We start from the raw sequence: 21710 nt of genomic DNA on the forward strand, positions 1-21710 counted from the left end.
GGATGAGTATGGGTACGAAAAAGGAGCCAGACACGGATACAAAAAGAAATCGAACGAATGTGATTTACATTGTTCTTGATGATGTTGGTTTTTCTGCATTAGGATGCTATGGCTCGGAAATTGAAACACCTCATATCGATTCATTAGCTGATAACGGATTGAGATACAATAATTTTAATGTTACCCCTTTGTGTTCACCTACTCGTGCTTGCCTCCTGACAGGCCGTAATTGCCATTCTGTTGGAGTAGGCTTTGTTACGGAACTAGACTTCGGACCTCGATTTCCTAACAAAAGGGGAAGAATGACGGAACGAGCTGCGTCAGTGGCTGAAATCTTAAAAAGGAACGGGATGGCTACTTATATGGTAGGAAAGTGGCATCTGGTTCCTGGACATGAAGCAGCGTCTAGCGGTCCGTTTGATAATTGGCCGCTTGCCAAAGGATTCGATCGGTTTTATGGCTTTTTATTAGGTATGACAGACCAATATGAACCAGACTTAATCTATGATAATCATCGTATACAGAAGATGAAAAAACAAAACTATCATCTATCAGAAGATTTAATTGATAAATCACTAGAATTTCTGACTGATCATCTATCTATTACCCCGGAACGTCCATTCTTTCTATACGTAGCATTTGGAGCACAGCACGAACCACATCAGGTACCAAAACAATTTATAGAAAAATATGAAGGTATGTATGATAATGGTTGGGATTATATCCGAGAAAGAAGGTTCAAGCGTCAAAAGGAATTAGGAGTCATTCCACAGGATGCTGAACTGGTTGAACGCAATCCCGGTATCAAGCCATGGTCAGAACTATCGAATAAAGAAAGAATCTTGTTTATTCAATTTCAGAAGACGTTTGCTGGATTTTTAACTCATACAGATTTGCAAATTGGAAGGCTTCTGAACTTTTTAAACTCGAAAAATAAACGGGAAGATACAATTATTGTTTTACTATCGGATAATGGTGGCAGTCAGGAAGGTGGCTGGAACGGTTCCATCTACGATTCCGCATACTTCAATGGAATTGAAGAAAGTGTGGATGAGATGTTTAAAAAGGTAGATGAAATTGGCGGCCCGAATGTAAGTCCTAATTATCCGAAAGGGTGGGCGCAGGTTAGTAATACACCTTTTAAATATTATAAGCAAGATACGTTTTTTGGAGGTATTCGTGTTCCGCTCATTATTCAATGGCCCCAAGTCGTTCAAGACCCAGGCTCGATACGTCCACAATTCTATCATGCTATTGATATTACTCCTACAATATTAGACCTCCTAACTATTAATCCTCCACAAGAGTATGAAGGTATTCCACAAATGCCAATGCATGGTGTAAGTATGCTTGATACATTTACAGTACCTGATGCACCCTCGAAGCGAAAAACACAGTATTTCGAAATGCTCGGTAATCGAGCTATTTGGCATGATGGGTGGATGGCTGTTACCAATCATGAACGAGGGACTCCTTTTAGTGAAGATAAATGGGAGCTATATGATATAACCCATGATTTTTCACAAAAGTATAATCTTGCTGAAGAATATCCTGAAAAAGTAAAAGAGCTTCAAGAAATATGGATGCAGGAGGCTAGAAAGTACAATGTTCTCCCTTTACATGACATGCCAGTTCGTAAAGGATACCAAGGTTTGCAGGAGGGAAGAACCCTGTTTACTTACTATCCTGGAATGGCGCATTTGCCAAGCAGTGCATCTCCTAGTATAACCTTGTCCTCCTATTCGATTACGATTCCTATTTTTCGCTTAAACCATGGTGAAGAAGGTGTTTTACTTGCTCATGGGGATCATTCGAGTGGATACACTCTTTATATAAAAGATAATTACTTGATTTATGAATATAATTACGTAGGTACCGTCTATAGCGTTCAATCCTCTATAGAAGTACCCGTTGGATTTTCAACTATCCACTTTGCATTTAAAAGGAAAATGTTCACGCGAGGAATAGGAATGATCTATATTAATAACCAATTAGTCGGTACCGTCGATATGGAACGGACGTTACCATTTGTTATTTCAGTTGAGGGGTTGGATATAGGTTGCGATCGTTTAACGCCAGTAAGTCCTAACTACCCAGTACCGGAGTTTCCGTTTACCGGGCAAATAAAACAGGTAGATATTGAGCTTTTGGAGGAACATGCTAAAATCATGTCATTTTGTTGTGAACATGAAGAACCGATTTATATGAATTTGAATGGAAACATTTTTTTACTTTAGAAAGTAGAAAAAGGATTCTTCAGCTATCTAGATGGTAATCAGAAGGAAATGATTGACAAATATTTATATTTCAAAGTACTGTTTACTTAGATAGAAATTTTTTACATGATGACCACACTAAATGCTGAGGAGTTGTTTTTCGTGATCGCTAAAGAAAATAGTCGGATGACTTTGGTCATCGTGGCAATGGCTTTAGGTTTGTTTATGGCCTCTCTTGATAATACGATCGTATCTGCTAGCATTAACCAAGTTATTAAAGATATCGGCGGATTTGACAAGATGAGCTGGGTGTTTACAGCATACATGCTTGCAACAACTAGCACTATGCTGATTTTCGGTAAAATGAGCGATCTGTTTGGACGTAAGTTATTTTATCTAATAGGGATAGGCCTGTTTTTGGTCGGTTCGTCTTTATGTGGAACAGCACAAACAATTGATCAGCTAATCGTGTACCGTATGATCCAAGGGATAGGTTCTGGAGCACTATTCCCAATTTCGTTTACAATCATTTTTTCTGTTTCCACAGATCCTAAACAGGCTGCAAAAATGTCTGGGGTGTTCGCGGGGATTTTCGGAATATCCTCGGTTTTAGGACCTCAAATTGGAACTTGGATCTCGGAAACTGCTTGGCTCGGCTGGAGATGGTGTTTTTATATTAATCTTCCGTTTGGAATTATATCATTCTTAGTCCTATTATTATCCTTAAAAGAGTCTCGTTCCGAAACGAAACCTAAGGTTGATTATCTTGGCACCCTTCTTTTGATTCTTTCTACCGTTTCCTTGCTGCTTGCTCTTGAATGGGGCGGAAAAGATTACCCATGGAGTTCGGCAGAAATTATCGGCTTATTTTCATTTTCAGCGGTGTGTATAGCGGCCTTCTTATTTGTTGAATCAAAAGCAAAGGAACCCGTTCTTCCACTGGTGATTTTTAAAAACAAAATTGTATCAGGAACAAGTTTCGTCGTGTTTTGCCAAGGGGCAATCATGTTCTCAGCGATTACGTATCTTCCTATTCTATCTGTTGCAGTAATGGGAAATGCCAATTCTAATAGCGTGCTAACACCGCTTATGTTCCCCATTATGATTGGGGCTATTTTAGGAGGATTTATCTCCTCTAAACTTTCATTCAGAACAATAATGGCCTTTTCGATGGGAATGGGAGTATTTGCAGCTTACATGCTAAGTACAATTACCCATAGTACAAATAATATACTTGTTATTGTCATAATGGTTGTTCTCGGCTTGTTTGTGCTTGGACCAATTATGAGTGTATCCCAAAATGCAATAGCTCAATCCGTAGATCCGAAATATATGGGAATTGCCTCTTCAGTTGTTGGTTTCTGGCGTAGTATCGGAGGGGTAATGGGGGCAGCCATTACAGCAACGATTGTTAACGGCAACCTGAAAGACAAAATGACAGAATTTATAAAGGCATCCCATCTACCAGAGGATCAGGTAGCCCAAATGGCGAAGCCGGAGGTATTAATGCAGGCAAAAGATAAACTGCCTCAGGCGGCCTTGGAATATATACGGGGTGCGATGGAATCAGCGTTGCACAATGGGTTTATGGTAGGCTTAATTGCCTGTTTATTAGGTTTTCTTGTTTCACTGTTCATTGGAGCGGAGCGCTATCAAGCTCGTAAGCCGGAAGGAAATATGGAACCGGTAAAGAGGATGCCAGAGCAATCTGTATAGTAAGTAGTTTGTGAATCATATCGTACATTCTGCAACGCTATTTCTAGAGGAACTTATATATTAATAAATGAGAGTGGAGAATTGACTTTAGAAGTAACTTTCAATAATCCACTCTTTTTTATATATTTAAATAGGTATGGGAAATATCATGATTGCTTGTCACAGACTGCTTTTTTATTTATGGCATCATCTATCTCAACCTGAACACTTTTTGCAATATTGTGCCATGAATAGTTGTCATGAATATATGTTTGCCCGCGTGTAGAGATCTCTTTTAAATATTCTTTATCAAGATAAAATTCATTAAGTTTTTCCGCAAAATTCTCTCGTTCTGCATGAATATAATGTTTTCCATCAATGAGGTTTAGTCCCCTAACTCCAAAATTAGTAGAGAATAAGGGAATGCCTGAAGACAAAAATTCAAGCGTTTTTAGATTAACACCTGCGCCTTTAAACATTGGATTGATGGCAATATCAACACTTGCAAATAGTTTTAATTTTTCTTCCTCATTCACTCTTCCTACTAACTGAACGTTGGGCTTAAATGGCTTTGGTTTTTCTTTATTTTTGACTCTCCTTCCATGTTTAATAGTAGGTTTTTTTAACCGCTGAAAAGGGTTACAGCATCCACCTGCTATAATAAAATCTATTTGCGGACAGTGATCCGCGAGATGATGAAGGATGTAATGAACGGATTCGATGTTAGGAGGATACTCTGCTCCAATGAAAAATGCCTTCAGTCTTGTGTTCGATGTTGTTTCGGTGCGAACCCAGTCTTCAGGATGAATGCCATTCGGTGCTAGCTTTATTTTTATCGGATCTATCTTGTACATAGTAGAAAAGCTGTCCCTTTCTTGCCAAGAGGTGGCAAATACCAAATCAGCATTTTCCACTAATTTCTTCTCTAATTCGTAAATACAAGGAAGGAACTCCCTAGCTTTTTTATTTTCCCAAAGCTGATCTGCTAATACATATTCATGATTTTGACTACTATAAATTCTTAGTTTATGATCTAGGCCAAAATATTGGTCATACCCTAATAAATAAGGCGATTCGTGGATAATAATATCACTGCTTTTATATAAGATATCAAAATACTTTTTGTATACCGTTGGATATTGGGAAAGCTTAACATTCATAATTAATGCAGATTCGTAACTGTTTTGATTTTCCATATCCATGTTCATTTGTTCATGGAGAACATCTCTTTCAACTTGATATTCCCTAAATGTGGGGGTAAATTCAATTACATGTAATTCGCGGCGATAGGTCTGAGACAACAGGGTAATATCATAATATTGACTAAGTCGATGATAAAAATGGAAGTATCTCAATGTACCGCCGCTTGTCGGGGGATATACTGTAGGGAAATGGTTTAAGACCAATATTCTTTTCATCTCATGCTCTCCTTAACAAAGGATTATTAAGATTTCATCCTTCTGATGCCCTTTTAATCCCGTAAAAGCCCGATTGGTCGGGCTGACCCCTCAGTGGGGGATGAGAAAAAACCCCCACCGAGGGAAGTTTCACTTTATCGAATACCCTATTGTATGGTTCATATCGCTGTTAAGGGACTTTTTAGAGAAATATTACGAGAGAGTTAAAAGGAAATACCCCACTTTTAAATAAAAGTGGGGTATTTTGGTGTTAGCGATATTTTTATGATTAATCTTCCATTGTAGACAAATCACCTGTTGGAAGTCCAAGCTCCCATGCTTTTAGAACACGGCGCATAATTTTTCCAGAGCGTGTTTTTGGAATGGATTTACGTACTTCAAATAAACGAGGTGCTGCATGAGCTGCAAGTTTTGTTTTTACAAAATTGCGGATATCGTCTAATAATTCCTGGCTTTCGACATATCCATCATGCAATGTAATAAAGGCTTTAATTACTTCCCCGCGAACAGGATCTGGTACTCCGATAACGCCAGCTTCTACAATAGCAGGATGTTCTACAAGCTTGCTTTCTACTTCAAACGGTCCAACGCGTTCTCCAGACGTATTGATTACATCATCTACGCGGCCTTCGAACCAAAAGTACCCGTCCTTATCCATATAAGCGGAGTCACCTGTTACAAACCATCCTTTTAAGAAATATAGTTCATAACGCTCAGGATTATTCCAGATTGTTCGAACCATCGCTGGCCATTTTGGTTTAATAGCAAGATTCCCCATGTGGTCAGGTGGAAGTTCATTTCCGCTATCATCAATAATCGTAACTTCAATTCCAGGTAATGGTTTTCCCATTGATCCTGGTCGGATTGGATTACAACGGAAATTCGCACAAATGGATGCTCCGGTTTCCGTCATCCACCAATTATCATGAATTCGTAAGTTGAATGTTTCAAGGCCCCAACGGATTACTTCAGGATTTAACGGCTCTCCTGCTGATAAGATATGACGAAGCTTGGATAAGTCATATTTCTTAGGAAGATCCATCCCGCTGCTCATTAGTAATCGTAAAGCAGTTGGCGCACTAAACCATACGGTTACTTCATACTTTTCTAACGTAGCGAACCATTCATTTGCATCAAATCGTCCTCCGCGAAGTACATTTGTTACTCCATTCAACCACGGAGACCACATTCCTGCTGACGTACCGGTAACCCAGCCTGGGTCTGCTGTACACCAATAGATATCGTCTTCTTTCAAATCATACACCCATTTACCAGCTACATACTGATGAATCATGGCATCGTGAACTTGTAATACTCCTTTAGGTTTTCCTGTAGAACCTGAAGTATAGATTAATAACATTCCATCTTCGCGGTCTACCCATTCGATTACATATTCATCGGAGCTTTTCAATAAGTCTTGATATAAAAGTTGATTATCAGCTGTTGCTTTATCAGCTCCAACTAAAATGACATATTGTAAATTAGGTAAATCCTGTACAGGGATTCTTTTTAATAGTTCAGGTGTAGTGACAACTGCCTTTGCACCGCTATCTAATAATCTATCCTTTACCGCTTCTTCCATAAATGCCTCAAACATAGGTCCTGCAATTGCCCCAATTCTCAAAATCCCTAACATGGAAATATAAAGCTCTGGACTACGAGGCATGAAAATAAAGACCCGATCGCCTTTTTCAACTCCATGTGAGCGAAGTCCATTTGCAAATTGACAGGATAAATTTCTTAAATCAGAAAATGTATATTCTTCATTGCGATTACTGTCACAATAAATAAAAGCCTTTTTATCCCCTTTTCCTTCATCCACATGACGATCAATCGCTTCATACACCATGTTGACTTTCCCTGTTTTTGACCAAGTGAAATCCTGTTCAACACGGTTCCAATCCATTTCTTTTACCGCTTTATCATAGTCTTTAAGATTTGCAGTCATATCAATCGTATCGAGATTGACTCCCTTTGCCGTATCGTTCATTCCCAATACCCCCTCATTTTTTATATAACGATTGTTATATAACAGATTATAGAACAATTATATACTATATAACAATAGATAATATGATAAAAATATATAAAATTCGAAGTTTTTTGTCAATTTTAGGGGAGCCGTTTAAGAAATAGCTAACGTAAAAAGCTTGTTTGTCAAAAGAAACAGGTATTTTCCCCTTTCTTTTAAAGATAAAAATCTGATATAATGATGTCGTTTTTTTATTGAATATCAAGGAGAGAATGATAGGAAACATAGAACGATATTGATAGAATAATAGGAAAGAAAATAAGAAGGAGAATACGTACTTGAATACTAGTAAGATAAATTTAAAATTGTGTAGCAAAGCAGTTGTCTCGTTGATAGGTGTTACAGGCGCAATGGTAGTATTATCCTCGCCTGCGATGGCAGATAGTCAACCTATTTCAAGTTCTGCTACTCAGAATGTTCAGAATACAAGTTCAAGTGTACAGGGGATGGTTCCACTTGCTTTGGATGGAATGGTAACGAATGAGACTACTGTGTTGGTGGGACATAGTACAGCCGGTTTACAAATTCAAGTAAATAATGGTGGAGGTAAGATTGGGGAAGGTGTGGTTGGATCGGATGGTACTTTTAAAATTGCTATTCCGAAACAAGTTGCCGGTGAATCTCTGCAAATTCTTTCGCTCCATTCAGATTCAGCTGCAAATGAACAACTAACGGTTTCTGTGAAAGATATACTCCCGAAAGTAGATCCTATAACGAGTGATACGATTACAGGAACAGGATTAGCGAATGTAAATGTAACGCTACTTGGCGATAATAATCAGATTATAGATCAGAGTGTAATTGGGCCAGATGGTCATTTTTCATTAAAGCTAGCGACAAAGCCTTTTAGTGGGATGATTACAATTTCCTCTAGTATTACGAATAATGGTTTGTTGGAGGAAGCGAAGAGCATTGTACAGCTTCCTGTAAACAATGCTACAGTGCCACAAGCACCACAAGCATCTCAGCCACCACAAGCTGTACAAACTGCGCAAGAGCAACCTGTAAGTATTGATGCTTTAATTGGTACGAGAACAGGTCATGGTATATGGACTCGTCCCTATGGTGAACCTACTGCTTCTTATTTAGGTGATATAAGCTTGTATAGAGGGACGATTGTTCATATTACCTCTCTTATTCAAAGTGGGGATGTAACTTGGTATTATATGCAAGTGAATGGTAAGCCTATAGGATGGATTGATAGCAGAGCAGTTGATTCGATTCCTACTATAGATTCTGTAAATGAAAATCAATTGGTGAAACGAACAAAAGATAATGGAGTATGGTCTATACCTTATGGTTTAGATGGTGCGTCGTACATTGGTTCTACGAATGATTATGTAGGGAAAGATATAAAACTCATTCAGAAAATGTCATTAAATGGTGTACAGTGGTATCAGTTTTCTATCGATGGTACGGTTATAGGATGGATCGATAGTAGCGTATTAAGTGAGTTAACCAATATACAAGAAATCAATCAAAATGCCGTTATGGGTGTTACGGGTACAAATGGTATATGGACGATGCCATATGGTTTAGATGGTGCAGGATATATTGATTCAACAGATGCTTATGCGTATGAGGATATTGTCCTTGTAAAAAGTGCCATGAAGGATTCTGTACAATGGTACGAGTTTTCGCTAGGCGGTCAAGTAATGGGATGGATCGATAGCCGTGCGTTGGATAGTACGGGTGATGCTAACGATGTAAATTTTTCTGTAACTATTGGAAGTACGTATAATAATGGGATATGGTCAACACCTTATGGGATTAACGGTGCGGAGTATGTAGGTAGCACAAATGATTATGCTTTTGAAAATGTACAGGTTGTTAAAACGGTGCAGCGAGGCAATGTCTTGTGGTATCAAATTCAAAAGGATGGCCGTCTGTTAGGATGGATCGATAGTGGTACATCATTGTCTGATTTAGGAAATGTAAAGGATGAGAATCATCCAGCAGTTATTGGAGCTTCTACGAGAGGCGACGGTATTTGGAGTGTACCGTATGGGGAGTATGGAGCTACTTTTCTTGGCTATACAGACGAGTATAGCTATCAACCAATCACGGTTATCCAAAGCATTACGAAAGGCACGACTTTATGGAACAAAATTAAACTCGGCGATCAAGTAATGGGATGGGTTGATGCGAGCGTATTTTCAAATGGTGTAACCAATATCAGTAATGAAAATAAATGGGTATTACTTGGTGATACAGATGGTAATGGGATATGGACAGTGCCGTATGGAGAAAATGGTGCAAATTATGTAGGCTCAGCAAGTAACTATGCAGGTCGTCCTATTCAACTAGTCCGTAGCTTAGATAAAGATGGTGTGCATTGGTATTATTTCGCTGTAGATAATCAAACGATTGGTTGGATTGATTCACGTGTGATTTCAAATGCAACGAATGTGCAAATCATCGATAATATAGGGCATGTCAGCAATCCAAATAATCATGCGGTTTGGAGCGTGCCATATGGATTGCAACACGCAAGCTATGTGGGCTCTGCATCTGATTTTGCTTACAAAAATCTTCATTTAACATCGCAGATCGACTTAAATGGCGTAACTTGGTATCGTTTCGAATATAATGGCAGCACAGGATGGATCGATAGTAGAGCCATTAGCATAGGAGCAATCTATCCATTGATGAATGTACCTCTTGTTGAACAGCGCGATTTTACGAATCCGCTGCGTGACTTGGTGGATGGTTGCGAGATAACTTCTGTAACGATGATGCTGCAATATGCAGGTGCAAATGTGGACAAGGTCCAGCTTGCAAATGAAATGCCGTACTCAGCATATGATCCAAACCAAGGATACGTAGGAAGTCCGTATGGGGGGGGATGGACAATTTATCCACCTGCACTCATGAATCTTGTCAGAAAATATGCAGGAAGCGCTGTTGACTTAACGGGTCAAGATGTAGAGAGCCAGCTTATGAAGAATCACCCTGTTGTAGTATGGATGACCATGCATGGATTTTCCGTTCATGCGATTACCTTGACGGGATTCGACGCAAATAATATATATTATAATGATCCTTGGACTGGTGAGAAAAATGCTTCCATGAGTAAGGATGATTTTTATAGTAATTGGTCAACCCAAGGCAGAAGGGCCATTTCGTATTAAGTTAGTAATGCTATAGATTATAGAAAGAAAAATCGTACCTTAGAGGTTTATTGGTACGATTTTTCTTTTTTTACATCAATTGAAGAGATTAAAAGCTTATGGTTGTATATAATTGAAGCAATAGATCATAAAATTTTCGACAATATACTTATGAAATCGGGTTACAATAGAAGAGGGTCAGATATTGCAGTTTTTCTCATAATGTACAATAATATGGATTGCAATGAATCGCACTACTACTCATTAAAAATAAGATAAGTTAGTTAAGATCGACACTGCTTCAAGCAGGTTGGAAAGTTTCACTTTATACTCTACTATAGAATACATACGGACGGACTCTTAGTAGCTACGATTATAGGATTGGAGCATATTCGCATGAAAAAAATAAGTTGCATTGTTTTGACACTAGTATTAATGCTAGTAACAGCAGGCTGTGGTCAAGATAAGCTAAGTAACGGAAAGACACCGCTTGCGCAAATAAATGAATCGAAGGAATTGAAAATTGGATTAGATCCCTCTGTTCCTATATATGCGTTCCTAGATAAAGACGGGACTTTATCTGGATTTGATATTGATGTTATGGAAGAGGTAGCCAAACGAATGGGCGTTAAAACCAAGTATTATTATTCTAATTGGGATTCTTTGTTTGCTGGTTTAAGCTCACAACGATTTGATGTAGCTACTGGTCATATTGAAATTACGAAAGATCGCCAAAAGACATATGATTTCTCTAAGGCCTATAAGGATACAGAAACGGTGATTGTTGAAAAAGATGGACAAAAGAAAGCACTTAATTTAGGGAATCTAAAAAATACGGCTATTACATTGCCAATTACGTCTTACTATGCTTCATTAGCACGAAATTATAAAATGTATATTATTCAAGGAGAAACATTTGCAGATGGGATGCAGAATCTTGAAAATGGGAAATCCAAATATATGATATTTGATCGCGATGTAATTCAGCGTTATCTAGTAGATAAACAGATTAATGATATAAATGTTGGGTATACATTTCCTGAAAAGCAACAGGTTGGCTTGATGTTTCGAAAAGGTAACTCGGATCTTGTAAACACAATAAACGAGAAGCTAAATGAGATGGAAAGCGATGGTACAATGAATAAGATCAAGGCTAAGTGGTTTAGATAAGCAGGCCTCGATGAATAAGGAATACATGAAGAAAAAGGAGTTACTTTAAATGAAGCCAGGTCTAAAGAGTTTTTGGATATGGAATATAGCATTGTTATTTGTATTTGTGGTCCTTTCTATATTTAGTAATAGCTTACTGTTTGAAAGAGGAATTCCACTTGGGGCGGACCAAGGATTTCATATGCTGCGAATACAAGGTTTAACAGATAATATAAAAAGCGGGAATTGGTATCCTTATATTAACACGCGTTATTTAGAAGGATTTGGCTATGCAGTAGATACTTTTTATTCGAATACATTCTTATATATTGCCTCTTTATTTCAAATATTTGTAACGGATAATGTTGTAAAAGCATATAAATTCTTGCTTCTTGTTATGACATTTTTAACGTTTGTTCTATCGTATCTTTCAGCGAAAGGGATTTCGCAGTCTCGTATCATTAGTCTTTTCGCTAGCATTATGTATACACTTTCGTCTTATCATTTCATCGATACATATAATAGAGCTGCCTTAGGAGAAACGATTGCCTTTGCATTTGTTCCAGTCGTTCTTGCCTCCTTTTATATGATGATATATAGACAGAAAAATGTTTGGTATTGGTTAGTATTAGGAATGTGCGCCCTTATTCTTTCTCATGTTGTTTCGACATTGATGATTAGCACGGTTCTCTTTGCGTTATTTATAGTGAGCTTTCAAAAATGGAAGAACAATTTGAATATTGTATTATGGATCGCGATATCTGCTTGTTTTGTGGTGGGTCTTACTCTATTCATGACCTTACCTATGTTTGAGCAAATGAAAGCTCAGCCGCTTTTTTCACAATGGGCTCCTGTCTTCAATGTACCAGATACAGGAGTGAATCTAGGAGATATGATTATTCATTCTTTAAACAATGAAGATGCCAGAAGTGGTGTTGTGAACATAGGACTTCTTGTATTAATCACTCCCATTGTACGCTTGCTTGTATTTGAAAAGAAAATCATTCCGGGAGACTATTTCACAATCGGCGGATTTATTACGTTGGTCGTATGCAGTAAAGTATTCCCATGGATGCTATTTGGAAGCACACCTCTAAACGCAATCCAGTTTCCATGGCGATATATGGTATTTGCTACATTTTTCTTAGCAATTGGATCTTCTATGTATCTAAATGAAATATTGAAGCGGACTGAGAAAAAGTGGCTTGTATATGTTTTGTTCTTTACTACCGTTTTCATAACTAACATGAGTTTGATGTATCAAACGAGCTATGAAGTTCGTGAACCAAACGCAGATGCCATTTTATCCAATACAGCTAATATAGGAATTGGGAAAGAGTATTTACCAACGGGAGTTAGAATGAGTGATATTGCTCCGGATAGTAGGGCGCTTTATGTAAATGAAAATATTCATTATGATAACTTCAATAAAGATGGTAATCATATCACATTTCATTTTAATAACACGAGTAATGGCGAGATTGCGATGCCAATCATTTATTATAAAGGCTATGAAGCACAAATAACGGAAAACGGGAAAACGACGAAGGTTCCCGTATATGCAGGCATGACGAATTTAGCTACGATGGAATTGCCGCAAGGGACAGGATCAGTGAACTTTTATTATGCAGGTACATCGATTCAGAAGATAAGTAAATATATTTCTGGAGTTTCTTTCATCGTATTTATTATCGTAGTGGTATTCGACAGAATAGCGAGAAAGAAGCGTGCTCTCGCAAGCAAATAAAAAGCTTCAGTCTAATGAATGATGCTACTTCTTCGTAGCATCATTCATTTCATCTACAATTTTCTCTGCTAACCGTCTATATAAATTACTAATCGTTACAAAAGAGCTTACTAATAACAATTGTTCTAGTTTTTCATCTTCAAATACATCCGTTTCTTCTTTTACCTCTTCGAGTCGTTTTTGTATATCCTCTTTGAAATTTTCAACATTTTTTTCTGTTAGGTGAAGAAAGCTGGTGTAGAGAGCAGCGAGATCAAAATCCTCTTCGGTGATCAGCTTATTATTTAGTTCATCCAATACGCTTTTGATGTCATTAATGGATAGAGATCCTTTTAATTGATAAATTAAGCTAATAAGAATGATATGATGTTTCGTATACTTTTTACTTTTAATAGGGAAAAATAATTTTCCCTTAGCGTAGTTGTTAATCATCGTTTTTGTAAGTACTTTTTCGTCTGGTTTGCGTGTTGTCATTTGGTAGCTGTTCTCAAAAAGCTGGACAACTTGATCTACATATAAGTCAACATTTGGGATATCTTCAAGTGTAATGACTTTATCTACGTGTAATGCCTCTATCAATTGATTAAGTTCCATGATGATCCTCATTTCTGTGTTTTTTTACAATCAGATAGCAATAACCCCATTTATAGTAGTATGAAACGCATAAATTGTAAATATTGACTAACAAATTAAATACATATATAATTTTAAGTAGTTATAAAAACTACATTATGGTATGTGAGGGGCTGTTATAGTGAATGCTTATGTAAGAGAGCCGGTTAATGCATTAACCCATTTCGCCGGTGCCATTTTTTCTGTTGTTGCTCTTGTTGTAATGATTGTGAAGGTTTCGATGATCATGCCGTCAGGATATGCATTGGCTGCAGTCATTCTATTTGGTGTCGGCATGATGCTTTTGTATGCTGCTTCTACAACATACCATACGGTCATTGCGAAGGATCGGATCATTTATTTTTTTAGAAGGTTAGATCATTCCATGATTTTCGTCCTAATTGCTGGGACATATGCTCCTTTTTGCTTAATAACATTACGTGATGAGAAAGGCTTGTTATTATTTTGGATTGTGTACGGCATTGCGCTAAGTGGTATTTTATTTAAAATGTTTTGGTTTCGTTGTCCAAGATGGTTGTCGACAGTTATTTATATCGCAATGGGATATATCATCGTATTTTATTTCGGGTCATTAGCAGCAAAGCTAAGTATGGCTGGAATCTTCCTTTTACTGCTTGGTGGAGGATTCTATACGATTGGCGGTATTATTTATGCAACCAAGCCAAAATGGATGAAATCTACCTATTTTGGTTTCCATGAGATTTTTCATATCTTTGTCTTACTTGGAAGCTTAGCTCATTTCCTTTGCATATACTTCTATGTTATTTAACAAACCTGAATATAGAAAGACAAAGGCCAGGATACATATCCTGGTTTTTTTTCGCGTGTATTAGAAAAAAGGCTGTTCTGTATTAAAAAAATATACATTCTCTTAATTGGCTAAGAGTATTCCTATCGTATAATGGACAAGTGAGAATACAGCATAGAGGAGTGAATTTAGAAAATGTTACAAAAAGCGAGGAAGAGTATCGAAATACGATCTTTACTCATTCCATTCATCGTACATTATCTTATTTTATTTATAGCAACGCTAGTCCCCTTTTATAAGGATACGTCTTATGTAGGTATGGAATTTAACGAATACGCTAGTCATTGGATTCAGTGGGATAGTCTGTGGTATATCCATATTGCAAATTTTGGGTATGAGAATACGACTGCAGCAGCCTATTTTCCATTTGTACCTGCACTTATAAAAATAGTACATAATGTATATATTGTGTTTGGAATTACTGCTATTGGATTTTTTATATGCTTGTATTTATTACGAGAGTTTTTCATCAGAATGAATTTGAATAAATGGCAAGTGACAATGGGATTATTGTTTTTCGCACTGAATCCAGCTTCTATTTATTATGCTACGATTTATACAGAGTTATGGACAGTCCTCTTTGCTCTGGCTTCCCTTCATATGGCTGTAAAAGGAAGATGGGGGTATGCAGCACTGTTTGCAGCATTGGTTGCAACTACACGCGGCACAGCATTGTTATTTGGGATATTTCCATTCGTTTTCTTCATCTATTCTATTGTAAAGAGAAAGTGGCAATCGGTGGGGCGTGCGTTAGTCTGGGGAATAAGCTGCTTTGCTGGATTAGTTGCATATATGGTTTTGCTTTATTTTATTTTTGGTGATCCTTTTGTGTACTCTTCAACCCAAGGGGAAAACTGGCATCATTATTGGACATTACCATGGACACAGTTTATTGATGGATTTCATGCGAACCTATGGACAGATCTGCGTGAATCTAGACAGGCATTATGGATTGCCAGCCTTCTCTTCTCGTTCTGGGGTCTTGTAAGTGTATGGAAAGTCCGATCCATTATACCGTGGGAACGTATAGCAATCATTATTTATGTAGTCGCGAATGTGTTGGTTAACCTTTGTTTTGGTACAAAGGATGCTCCTTTATTTAGTACATTCCGTTATTTAAGTGTGATTTTTCCTATATATGGTATAATGGCGGTGTCTTTATCAAAACCGCTTCAATGGATTGTCTTGCTTTTCTTTACTGTAATTTCATTTATGGGGGCGTGGACGTATACGCACCATGCTTGGTTTTTATAGAAAATCGAAAAGAAAGAGGGTATAAGCTTGTATATTACATTAAACAATGGTGTAAAAATGCCTCAGCTTGGGTTTGGTGTTTGGAGAGTGGAAGACGGAGAACAAGTAAAGCATGCCGTAAAACATGCTATTGCTACTGGCTATCGTGCCATTGATACAGCAGCAGTTTATAAAAACGAACGCGGTGTTGGCGAAGCGATTCGAGAATCAAATGTTCCGCGTGAAGAACTATTTATTACAACAAAAGTGTGGAACAGTGACCAAGGCTATGAAAGTACGCTGCAGGCATTTGAAACAAGCTTAGAAAAACTTGGCTTAGATTATATTGATTTGTATTTAATTCATTGGCCAATGCCAGCTGAAAACAAATTTCTTGATACCTATCGTGCGTTAGAGACATTATACAAAGAAGGACGTGTGCGTGCTATTGGTGTATGCAACTTCCATATTCATCATCTTGAAGAATTGCTTGCAAATTGTAAGGTGAAGCCCGTATTAAATCAAATAGAATGTCATCCGTTTTTGACGCAAGAAAAATTACGAGTATACTGCACAGAGCATAATATGTTTGTAGAAGCATGGAGTCCCTTAATGCAAGGCGGCGAAGTGCTGCACAATGAAGTAATTACAAAGCTTGCTACTAAATATGAAAAAACACCGGCTCAAATAATTATTCGTTGGCATTTGCAAAATAATGTAATTGTCATTCCAAAATCTGTTACGCCATCTCGTATTGAGGAAAATTTCAATGTGTTTGATTTTACTATTCAATCGGAAGATATGAAGAAGATAGATGGTTTAAATCAAAATAAACGGAAAGGTCCAGATCCAGACGAATTTAATGTGAAATAAAGAGGTTTATTAACGCTAGGGAGGTGATGGGAATGGCTATGATGATATTGCCAAGCTCTGCAGCGTCTCATGCAAAGCCTAGTATTGGAAAGGCGATACTTTGCATGGGGTAGATGATTTATGAATCGCCCGGTAAGCGTATCTCATTTCAAATGTCATAGGCTTTGCACCTTATTTGAAATTTAATAAATAAGGGGCTGGCAGAAATGAAATATGTAAAGGCAACCACTGTTTTACCTGAAACATTAATTGCTGAAATACAAAAATATGTGCAGGGAGAAACAATATATATACCGAAACCAGAACGAACTCATCATAAATGGGGAACATGTTCTGGATCAAGAAAGATACTTGATGATAGAAACATCGCTATTAAGCAAGCTTTTAAAAATGGTAAGAATCTGAATCAATTAGCGGAGGGATATTTTCTTTCGGTAGAAACGATTAAAAAAATTGTTTATGCAAAGAAATAGAAACGGCGAAATTAGGCACCAATTATCGGTGCTTTTTTTTTATGTCATGTTTATTTTAGAATTGTTCTTGGCATTGAAGAGCATTTCTTACTCTTTTATAGTAAAAGGAGAATAAATAACGATCGGGGTGCTGAAATTGAAACCTTTTTTAAGAAGTGACCAGTTCAACTTTATTAAGTCACAAATACAAATAGTAATAAATGGATATGCAACTAGCAATGATCCTGCTGTTCTTTCCGCATTAACGGAACTTACCTCTGAGAAAGTATCACTAGTATGTAAAATGAACGAAGAGCAAAGACAGGTTATTGATAAAATTGCCATTGTTACAGATAGAGCAGCTGCTGATGAGTATTTATTACAAGTACAGCAATATGTAATTCCGTTCCCGAATATAACAGCACAAATGATAAAGAAAGTATTTCCAAAAGTAAAGAAGTTAAAAAGACCTGATTTTGAAAATGCTGATTTGAAAGAAATTTCATATGTCAGCTGGAATGATAAAGGATCGAATAAGAGATATATGATAACGAAATACGAGAATAAGTTGCTGGGATTACATGGTTCTTTTACAAGTATAAATAAGAAAGGAATCTGTGCTATATGTAATCATCATGAAGAACTAGGTATGTTTGTATCTAAGGTAAAAGGTTCAAGCATTGGTACATTTACAACAAAAGGAAATTATATATGCGTAGATAGTCAGAAGTGTAATAACAATCTTACTTCAATGAAGAAATTGCATGATTTTTTTGAAATACATGCTTAAGGAACGAAGTACGAATTTATTTTCTGTTAACGGCTGGAGGGTATACGTTTAGTGGTAGATTTTTGTTCATCCCTCCTTTTCATAATCTCCCCATTTGCAGGTGAACATCATTTCCAGTATAGGAGTTACTTACCTAGAATCTCTTCCTCACGATAGCTAATAATAAAAAGCGAAAAGAGTTCATAATGAAGGAGGATTTAGGTGAGAATTTTTTATTATGTTTCAAAAATTGCTGTTCTTTCCGTTCTTGTACTTGGGATAAGTGGTTGTGGATATAACACAAACAGAATGAACACTGCAAGTGACAATCGACAAAATCCGGTTACTACCAATCAGTCAGCACGTCCAGGAACACCAGGAACTATAGGAACACCAGGAACTACAGGAACACCAGGAACTACAGGTACTCCGACAGATAATGTACCAAAAAATGAGTACATGCGCTCTAACACAGGTAAAGGAAATATAACACCAACTCCCGTTGCATATTCTCCGCAATATACGACGAATACTGGTTTATGTCCATGCCAATACCAAGGAACTACTGCACCAAAACCAGCGGCGCCACCGGCACCTGCTAATGCGGCTGTTGATAGCGCGGAAGCCAAGGTTGTTCAATTAACAAATGATCAGCGACGTAAAAATGGTCTTCCTGATCTTCAAATTGATAATACATTAGCAAGTATGGCTCAAGAGAAATCAAATGACATGCTTAACAAAAATTACTTTTCTCACACAAGCCCTACGTATGGATCACCATTTGATATGATGAGAATATTTGGTATTACTTATTCTTATGCTGGTGAAAATATTGCCCAAGGACAAACTTCCCCAGAGGAAGTTGTACAAGCTTGGATGAACAGTGCGGGTCACCGTGCTAACATTTTAAATGCAAACTACACGAAAATTGGTGTAGGCCATACAACAACGAAGGATTATTGGTCACAAGAATTCATTGGTAAATAAACAAACAAGTAGGAGGATTAACCTCCTACTTGTTTTTAATGTTCTATTAAGCTGCTTATAGGTACACTTTGTTCCTGTTCTGGTTGATGCAGGGGATAAATTCTAGCCATGGAATTATCATTCACTTCTTGGATATAAATAGGAACGCCATTGTACGTAACATTTGCCATAATAGGTGAAGCAGCGATATCTTTTGCACGTTGTTGGTTCATACTTCATCTCCTCCTTATAAAAAAATCCTTTATAGTATTTGTGATGAAAACGGTACATATGCAAAAAAAATCAATTCATTTTATTTTTTCTAAACTTTATGATATATTTAACACGAAAACAAAATATGTAAAAACGTAAGCTCTACTAGGGGTGTCCATATGCTTGGACTGAGAAAAGAATGCACATAATTCTTTGACCCTTTGAACCTGATCTGGATCATACCAGCGTAGGGAAGTAGTACGAAGGCGTCTGTTATTTGTTTTTTAGTACGCTACTACTTTTTGACGATAAACCAGGTTCTGTGTAAACAGAACTTTTTTTATTGTCTTTCCTTCTCATTTATATAGGGATGGACCTATGCTGTAACTCCTAGGTTTCAATATCTATTTTTAAGGGGGAAGTTACATTGCAAAAGAAAACAGAGGTCAATATCGAGTTGAAATCCCAATTTATGGGGAGTAAAAAGGTGTATGTTGAGGGGTCAAGACCAGATATAAAGGTTCCCATGAGAGAAATCGAATTAAGTCGGACCGTTACTTCTTTTAGTGAAGAAGAAAATGCTCCTGTTCAAGTATATGACACGAGTGGTCCTTATACAGATACAGCATGTGTGATTGACATTAGAAACGGGCTGCCGAAATTACGTAAAGAATGGATTTTAGAACGTAATGATGTTGAGACATATCCAGGAAGAGATATCAAACCTGTAGATAATGGATTCACAGAAGGCGATATTCGTGCAAACCTTGAATGGTTCCCGAATCGAAATACAACACCGTTATGTGCAAAAGCAGGACAGAATGTGACGCAAATGCATTACGCTAAAAAAGGAATCATTACTCCGGAAATGGAGTATATAGCGATTCGTGAAAATATGGATCCGGAGTTTGTTCGCGATGAAGTAGCAAAGGGAAGAGCGATCATACCAGCAAATATTAACCATCCGGAAAGTGAACCAATGATTATTGGCCGTAATTTTTATGTAAAAATAAATGCAAACATTGGGAACTCTGCAGTCGGTTCTTCTATCGAGGAAGAAGTTGAAAAAATGACGTGGGCGACTCGTTGGGGCGCAGATACAATCATGGATTTATCAACAGGTAAAAATATTCATACAACGAGAGAATGGATTATTCGTAATGCTCCGGTTCCAGTCGGCACAGTACCTATTTATCAAGCGCTTGAAAAAGTGAACGGAATCGCAGAGGACTTAACATGGGAAGTGTACCGCGACACGTTAATTGAACAAGCTGAACAAGGCGTCGATTACTTTACGATTCATGCTGGGGTTTTATTACGCTATGTTCCATTAACAGCAAAACGTACAACGGGAATTGTATCCCGCGGTGGTTCGATTATGGCACAGTGGTGTTTAGCACACCATCAAGAAAGCTTCTTATACACACACTTTGAAGAAATATGTGAAATCTTAAAACAATACGATATTTCTGTTTCGCTTGGCGATGGATTACGACCTGGTTCTATTGCAGATGCAAATGATGAAGCTCAATTTGCTGAACTTGAAACATTAGGAGAATTAACGAAAATCGCATGGAAGCATGATGTGCAGGTAATGATTGAAGGCCCAGGTCATGTACCAATGCATAAGATTAAAGAAAATATGGATAAGCAGCTTGAAATTTGTCATGAAGCACCATTCTATACATTAGGCCCATTAACAACAGATATCGCTCCAGGATATGACCATATTACATCCGCTATTGGAGCTGCGATGATTGGTTGGTTTGGCACAGCTATGCTTTGTTATGTAACGCCAAAAGAGCATCTTGGATTACCAAATAAAGATGATGTTCGTGAAGGGGTTATTACTTATAAAATTGCTGCACATGCTGCTGATTTAGCGAAAGGACACCCTGGTGCAGAGGTTAGAGATAATGCTTTATCGAAAGCGCGTTTTGAATTCCGTTGGAACGATCAATTTAACTTATCACTTGATCCAGAACGTGCAAGAGAATACCATGATGAAACACTTCCAGCTGAAGGGGCAAAAACAGCTCATTTTTGTTCCATGTGCGGACCAAAGTTTTGTTCGATGAGAATTTCTCACGATATTCGAGGAATGGAAAAGGAAAAACTTTCGAAAGAAGAAGCTGTAGAAGGAATGAAACAAAAAGCTAAGGAATTTGTTGATAATGGATCCGAAATTTATCGATAATCATAACCTTAAGGAAATACAAAAGCTAAAGCGTGAAATAGAAAGCTTAGAGAATGAAATTCGCGAAATGGAAGATAAAATTCAATCGATTTATTGTAGCTGTAACCATATATTTCAGGAAACTACAGTAATGAGGGTGTGTCAGAAGTGTGGGTATTCTGAGAGCACGTATTACTAGTACAGAACTTCATGAGCCGTC

At 37.4% G+C, this 21710-nt stretch carries 16 protein-coding genes and 1 riboswitch; of the genes, 12 read left to right on the top strand and 4 right to left on the bottom strand.

Annotated features, from left to right (window positions below; genetic code table 11):
- Positions 1 to 8 precede the first annotated feature (8 nt).
- Both ACM5BR_RS10980 and ACM5BR_RS10985 read left to right on the top strand, forming a co-directional pair.
- On the top strand, positions 9 to 2237 hold the full coding sequence (locus tag ACM5BR_RS10980; protein WP_416827950.1) for an arylsulfatase: 2229 nt from the start codon (positions 9 to 11) through the stop codon (positions 2235 to 2237).
- 141 nt (positions 2238 to 2378) lie between these two features.
- Positions 2379 to 3932, top strand: a complete 1554-nt coding sequence (locus ACM5BR_RS10985; RefSeq protein ID WP_416827951.1) for an MFS transporter — start codon at positions 2379 to 2381, stop codon at positions 3930 to 3932.
- A gap of 146 nt (positions 3933 to 4078) precedes the next feature.
- On the opposite strand, the gene ACM5BR_RS10990 is transcribed toward ACM5BR_RS10985, so the two are convergent.
- The gene (locus ACM5BR_RS10990) at positions 4079 to 5329 is read right to left on the bottom strand and encodes a glycosyltransferase family 4 protein (RefSeq protein ID WP_416827952.1); all 1251 of its coding nucleotides are present in this window, start codon (positions 5327 to 5329) and stop codon (positions 4079 to 4081) included.
- Positions 5330 to 5597: 268 nt separating this feature from the next.
- Positions 5598 to 7319 carry an acetate--CoA ligase gene (gene acsA / locus ACM5BR_RS10995; RefSeq protein ID WP_416827953.1) on the bottom strand — a complete coding sequence of 574 codons (1722 nt, stop codon included), beginning with the start codon at positions 7317 to 7319 and terminating at the stop codon, positions 5598 to 5600.
- A gap of 320 nt (positions 7320 to 7639) precedes the next feature.
- On the opposite strand from acsA, the gene ACM5BR_RS11000 reads away from it, so the two are divergent.
- The 3 genes from ACM5BR_RS11000 (at position 7640) to ACM5BR_RS11010 (ending at position 13367) form a co-directional block, all read left to right on the top strand.
- Positions 7640 to 10492 carry a GW domain-containing glycosaminoglycan-binding protein gene (locus ACM5BR_RS11000; protein ID WP_416827954.1) on the top strand — a complete coding sequence of 951 codons (2853 nt, stop codon included), beginning with the start codon at positions 7640 to 7642 and terminating at the stop codon, positions 10490 to 10492.
- 375 nt (positions 10493 to 10867) lie between these two features.
- Complete coding sequence (locus ACM5BR_RS11005; RefSeq protein ID WP_416827955.1) at positions 10868 to 11641, top strand: ABC transporter substrate-binding protein; 774 nt, start codon at positions 10868 to 10870, stop codon at positions 11639 to 11641.
- A gap of 49 nt (positions 11642 to 11690) precedes the next feature.
- On the top strand, positions 11691 to 13367 hold the full coding sequence (locus ACM5BR_RS11010) for a 6-pyruvoyl-tetrahydropterin synthase-related protein (RefSeq protein WP_416827956.1): 1677 nt from the start codon (positions 11691 to 11693) through the stop codon (positions 13365 to 13367).
- A gap of 24 nt (positions 13368 to 13391) precedes the next feature.
- On the opposite strand, the gene ACM5BR_RS11015 is transcribed toward ACM5BR_RS11010, so the two are convergent.
- Positions 13392 to 13964 carry a DUF1836 domain-containing protein gene (locus ACM5BR_RS11015; protein WP_416828581.1) on the bottom strand — a complete coding sequence of 191 codons (573 nt, stop codon included), beginning with the start codon at positions 13962 to 13964 and terminating at the stop codon, positions 13392 to 13394.
- Between the two features lie 157 nt (positions 13965 to 14121).
- On the opposite strand from ACM5BR_RS11015, the gene trhA reads away from it, so the two are divergent.
- From trhA to ACM5BR_RS11045, 6 genes are all read left to right on the top strand, one after another.
- Positions 14122 to 14769, top strand: a complete 648-nt coding sequence (gene trhA / locus ACM5BR_RS11020) for a PAQR family membrane homeostasis protein TrhA (RefSeq protein WP_416827957.1) — start codon at positions 14122 to 14124, stop codon at positions 14767 to 14769.
- Between the two features lie 174 nt (positions 14770 to 14943).
- Positions 14944 to 16062, top strand: coding sequence for a hypothetical protein (locus ACM5BR_RS11025; RefSeq protein ID WP_416827958.1), 1119 nt, complete (start codon positions 14944 to 14946; stop codon positions 16060 to 16062).
- 57 nt (positions 16063 to 16119) lie between these two features.
- Complete coding sequence (locus ACM5BR_RS11030) at positions 16120 to 16914, top strand: aldo/keto reductase (protein ID WP_416828582.1); 795 nt, start codon at positions 16120 to 16122, stop codon at positions 16912 to 16914.
- Positions 16915 to 17120: 206 nt separating this feature from the next.
- Entirely contained in the window at positions 17121 to 17387 is a 267-nt protein-coding gene (locus ACM5BR_RS11035; RefSeq protein WP_416827959.1) for a CD3324 family protein, read from the top strand.
- Positions 17388 to 17523: 136 nt separating this feature from the next.
- Positions 17524 to 18156: a FusB/FusC family EF-G-binding protein gene (locus ACM5BR_RS11040; RefSeq protein WP_416827960.1), complete on the top strand. Its 633-nt coding sequence runs from the start codon at positions 17524 to 17526 to the stop codon at positions 18154 to 18156.
- A 201-nt stretch (positions 18157 to 18357) separates the two neighbouring features.
- Positions 18358 to 19122 (top strand): CAP domain-containing protein, encoded by a 765-nt coding sequence (locus ACM5BR_RS11045; protein ID WP_416827961.1) that lies wholly within the window; start codon positions 18358 to 18360, stop codon positions 19120 to 19122.
- Positions 19123 to 19157: 35 nt separating this feature from the next.
- Here ACM5BR_RS11045 and ACM5BR_RS11050 read toward each other — a convergent pair whose 3' ends face one another.
- A complete protein-coding gene (locus ACM5BR_RS11050; RefSeq protein ID WP_416827962.1) occupies positions 19158 to 19334 on the bottom strand; it encodes an H-type small acid-soluble spore protein in 177 nt (58 codons plus the stop codon).
- Between the two features lie 137 nt (positions 19335 to 19471).
- A riboswitch (TPP riboswitch) is annotated at positions 19472 to 19585 on the top strand.
- Between the two features lie 201 nt (positions 19586 to 19786).
- Between ACM5BR_RS11050 and thiC the strand changes: the two genes are divergently transcribed.
- The gene (thiC, locus tag ACM5BR_RS11055; protein ID WP_416828583.1) at positions 19787 to 21511 is read left to right on the top strand and encodes a phosphomethylpyrimidine synthase ThiC; all 1725 of its coding nucleotides are present in this window, start codon (positions 19787 to 19789) and stop codon (positions 21509 to 21511) included.
- Positions 21512 to 21710: the final 199 nt, after the last annotated feature.

The sequence above is a fragment of the Ectobacillus polymachus genome, from assembly GCF_048159605.1.
Lineage (GTDB): Bacteria > Bacillota > Bacilli > Bacillales > Bacillaceae_G > Ectobacillus > Ectobacillus polymachus.

Coding starts and splice junctions, on each gene's coding strand:
- ACM5BR_RS10980 (WP_416827950.1), top strand. CDS start 9: ATGGGTACGAAAAAGGAGCCAGACACGGATACAAAAAGAAATCGAACG.
- ACM5BR_RS10990 (WP_416827952.1), bottom strand. CDS start 5,329: ATGAAAAGAATATTGGTCTTAAACCATTTCCCTACAGTATATCCCCCG.
- acsA (WP_416827953.1), bottom strand. CDS start 7,319: ATGAACGATACGGCAAAGGGAGTCAATCTCGATACGATTGATATGACT.
- ACM5BR_RS11005 (WP_416827955.1), top strand. CDS start 10,868: ATGAAAAAAATAAGTTGCATTGTTTTGACACTAGTATTAATGCTAGTA.
- ACM5BR_RS11010 (WP_416827956.1), top strand. CDS start 11,691: ATGAAGCCAGGTCTAAAGAGTTTTTGGATATGGAATATAGCATTGTTA.
- ACM5BR_RS11025 (WP_416827958.1), top strand. CDS start 14,944: ATGTTACAAAAAGCGAGGAAGAGTATCGAAATACGATCTTTACTCATT.
- ACM5BR_RS11030 (WP_416828582.1), top strand. CDS start 16,120: ATGCCTCAGCTTGGGTTTGGTGTTTGGAGAGTGGAAGACGGAGAACAA.
- ACM5BR_RS11035 (WP_416827959.1), top strand. CDS start 17,121: ATGAAATATGTAAAGGCAACCACTGTTTTACCTGAAACATTAATTGCT.
- ACM5BR_RS11050 (WP_416827962.1), bottom strand. CDS start 19,334: ATGAACCAACAACGTGCAAAAGATATCGCTGCTTCACCTATTATGGCA.
- thiC (WP_416828583.1), top strand. CDS start 19,787: ATGGGGAGTAAAAAGGTGTATGTTGAGGGGTCAAGACCAGATATAAAG.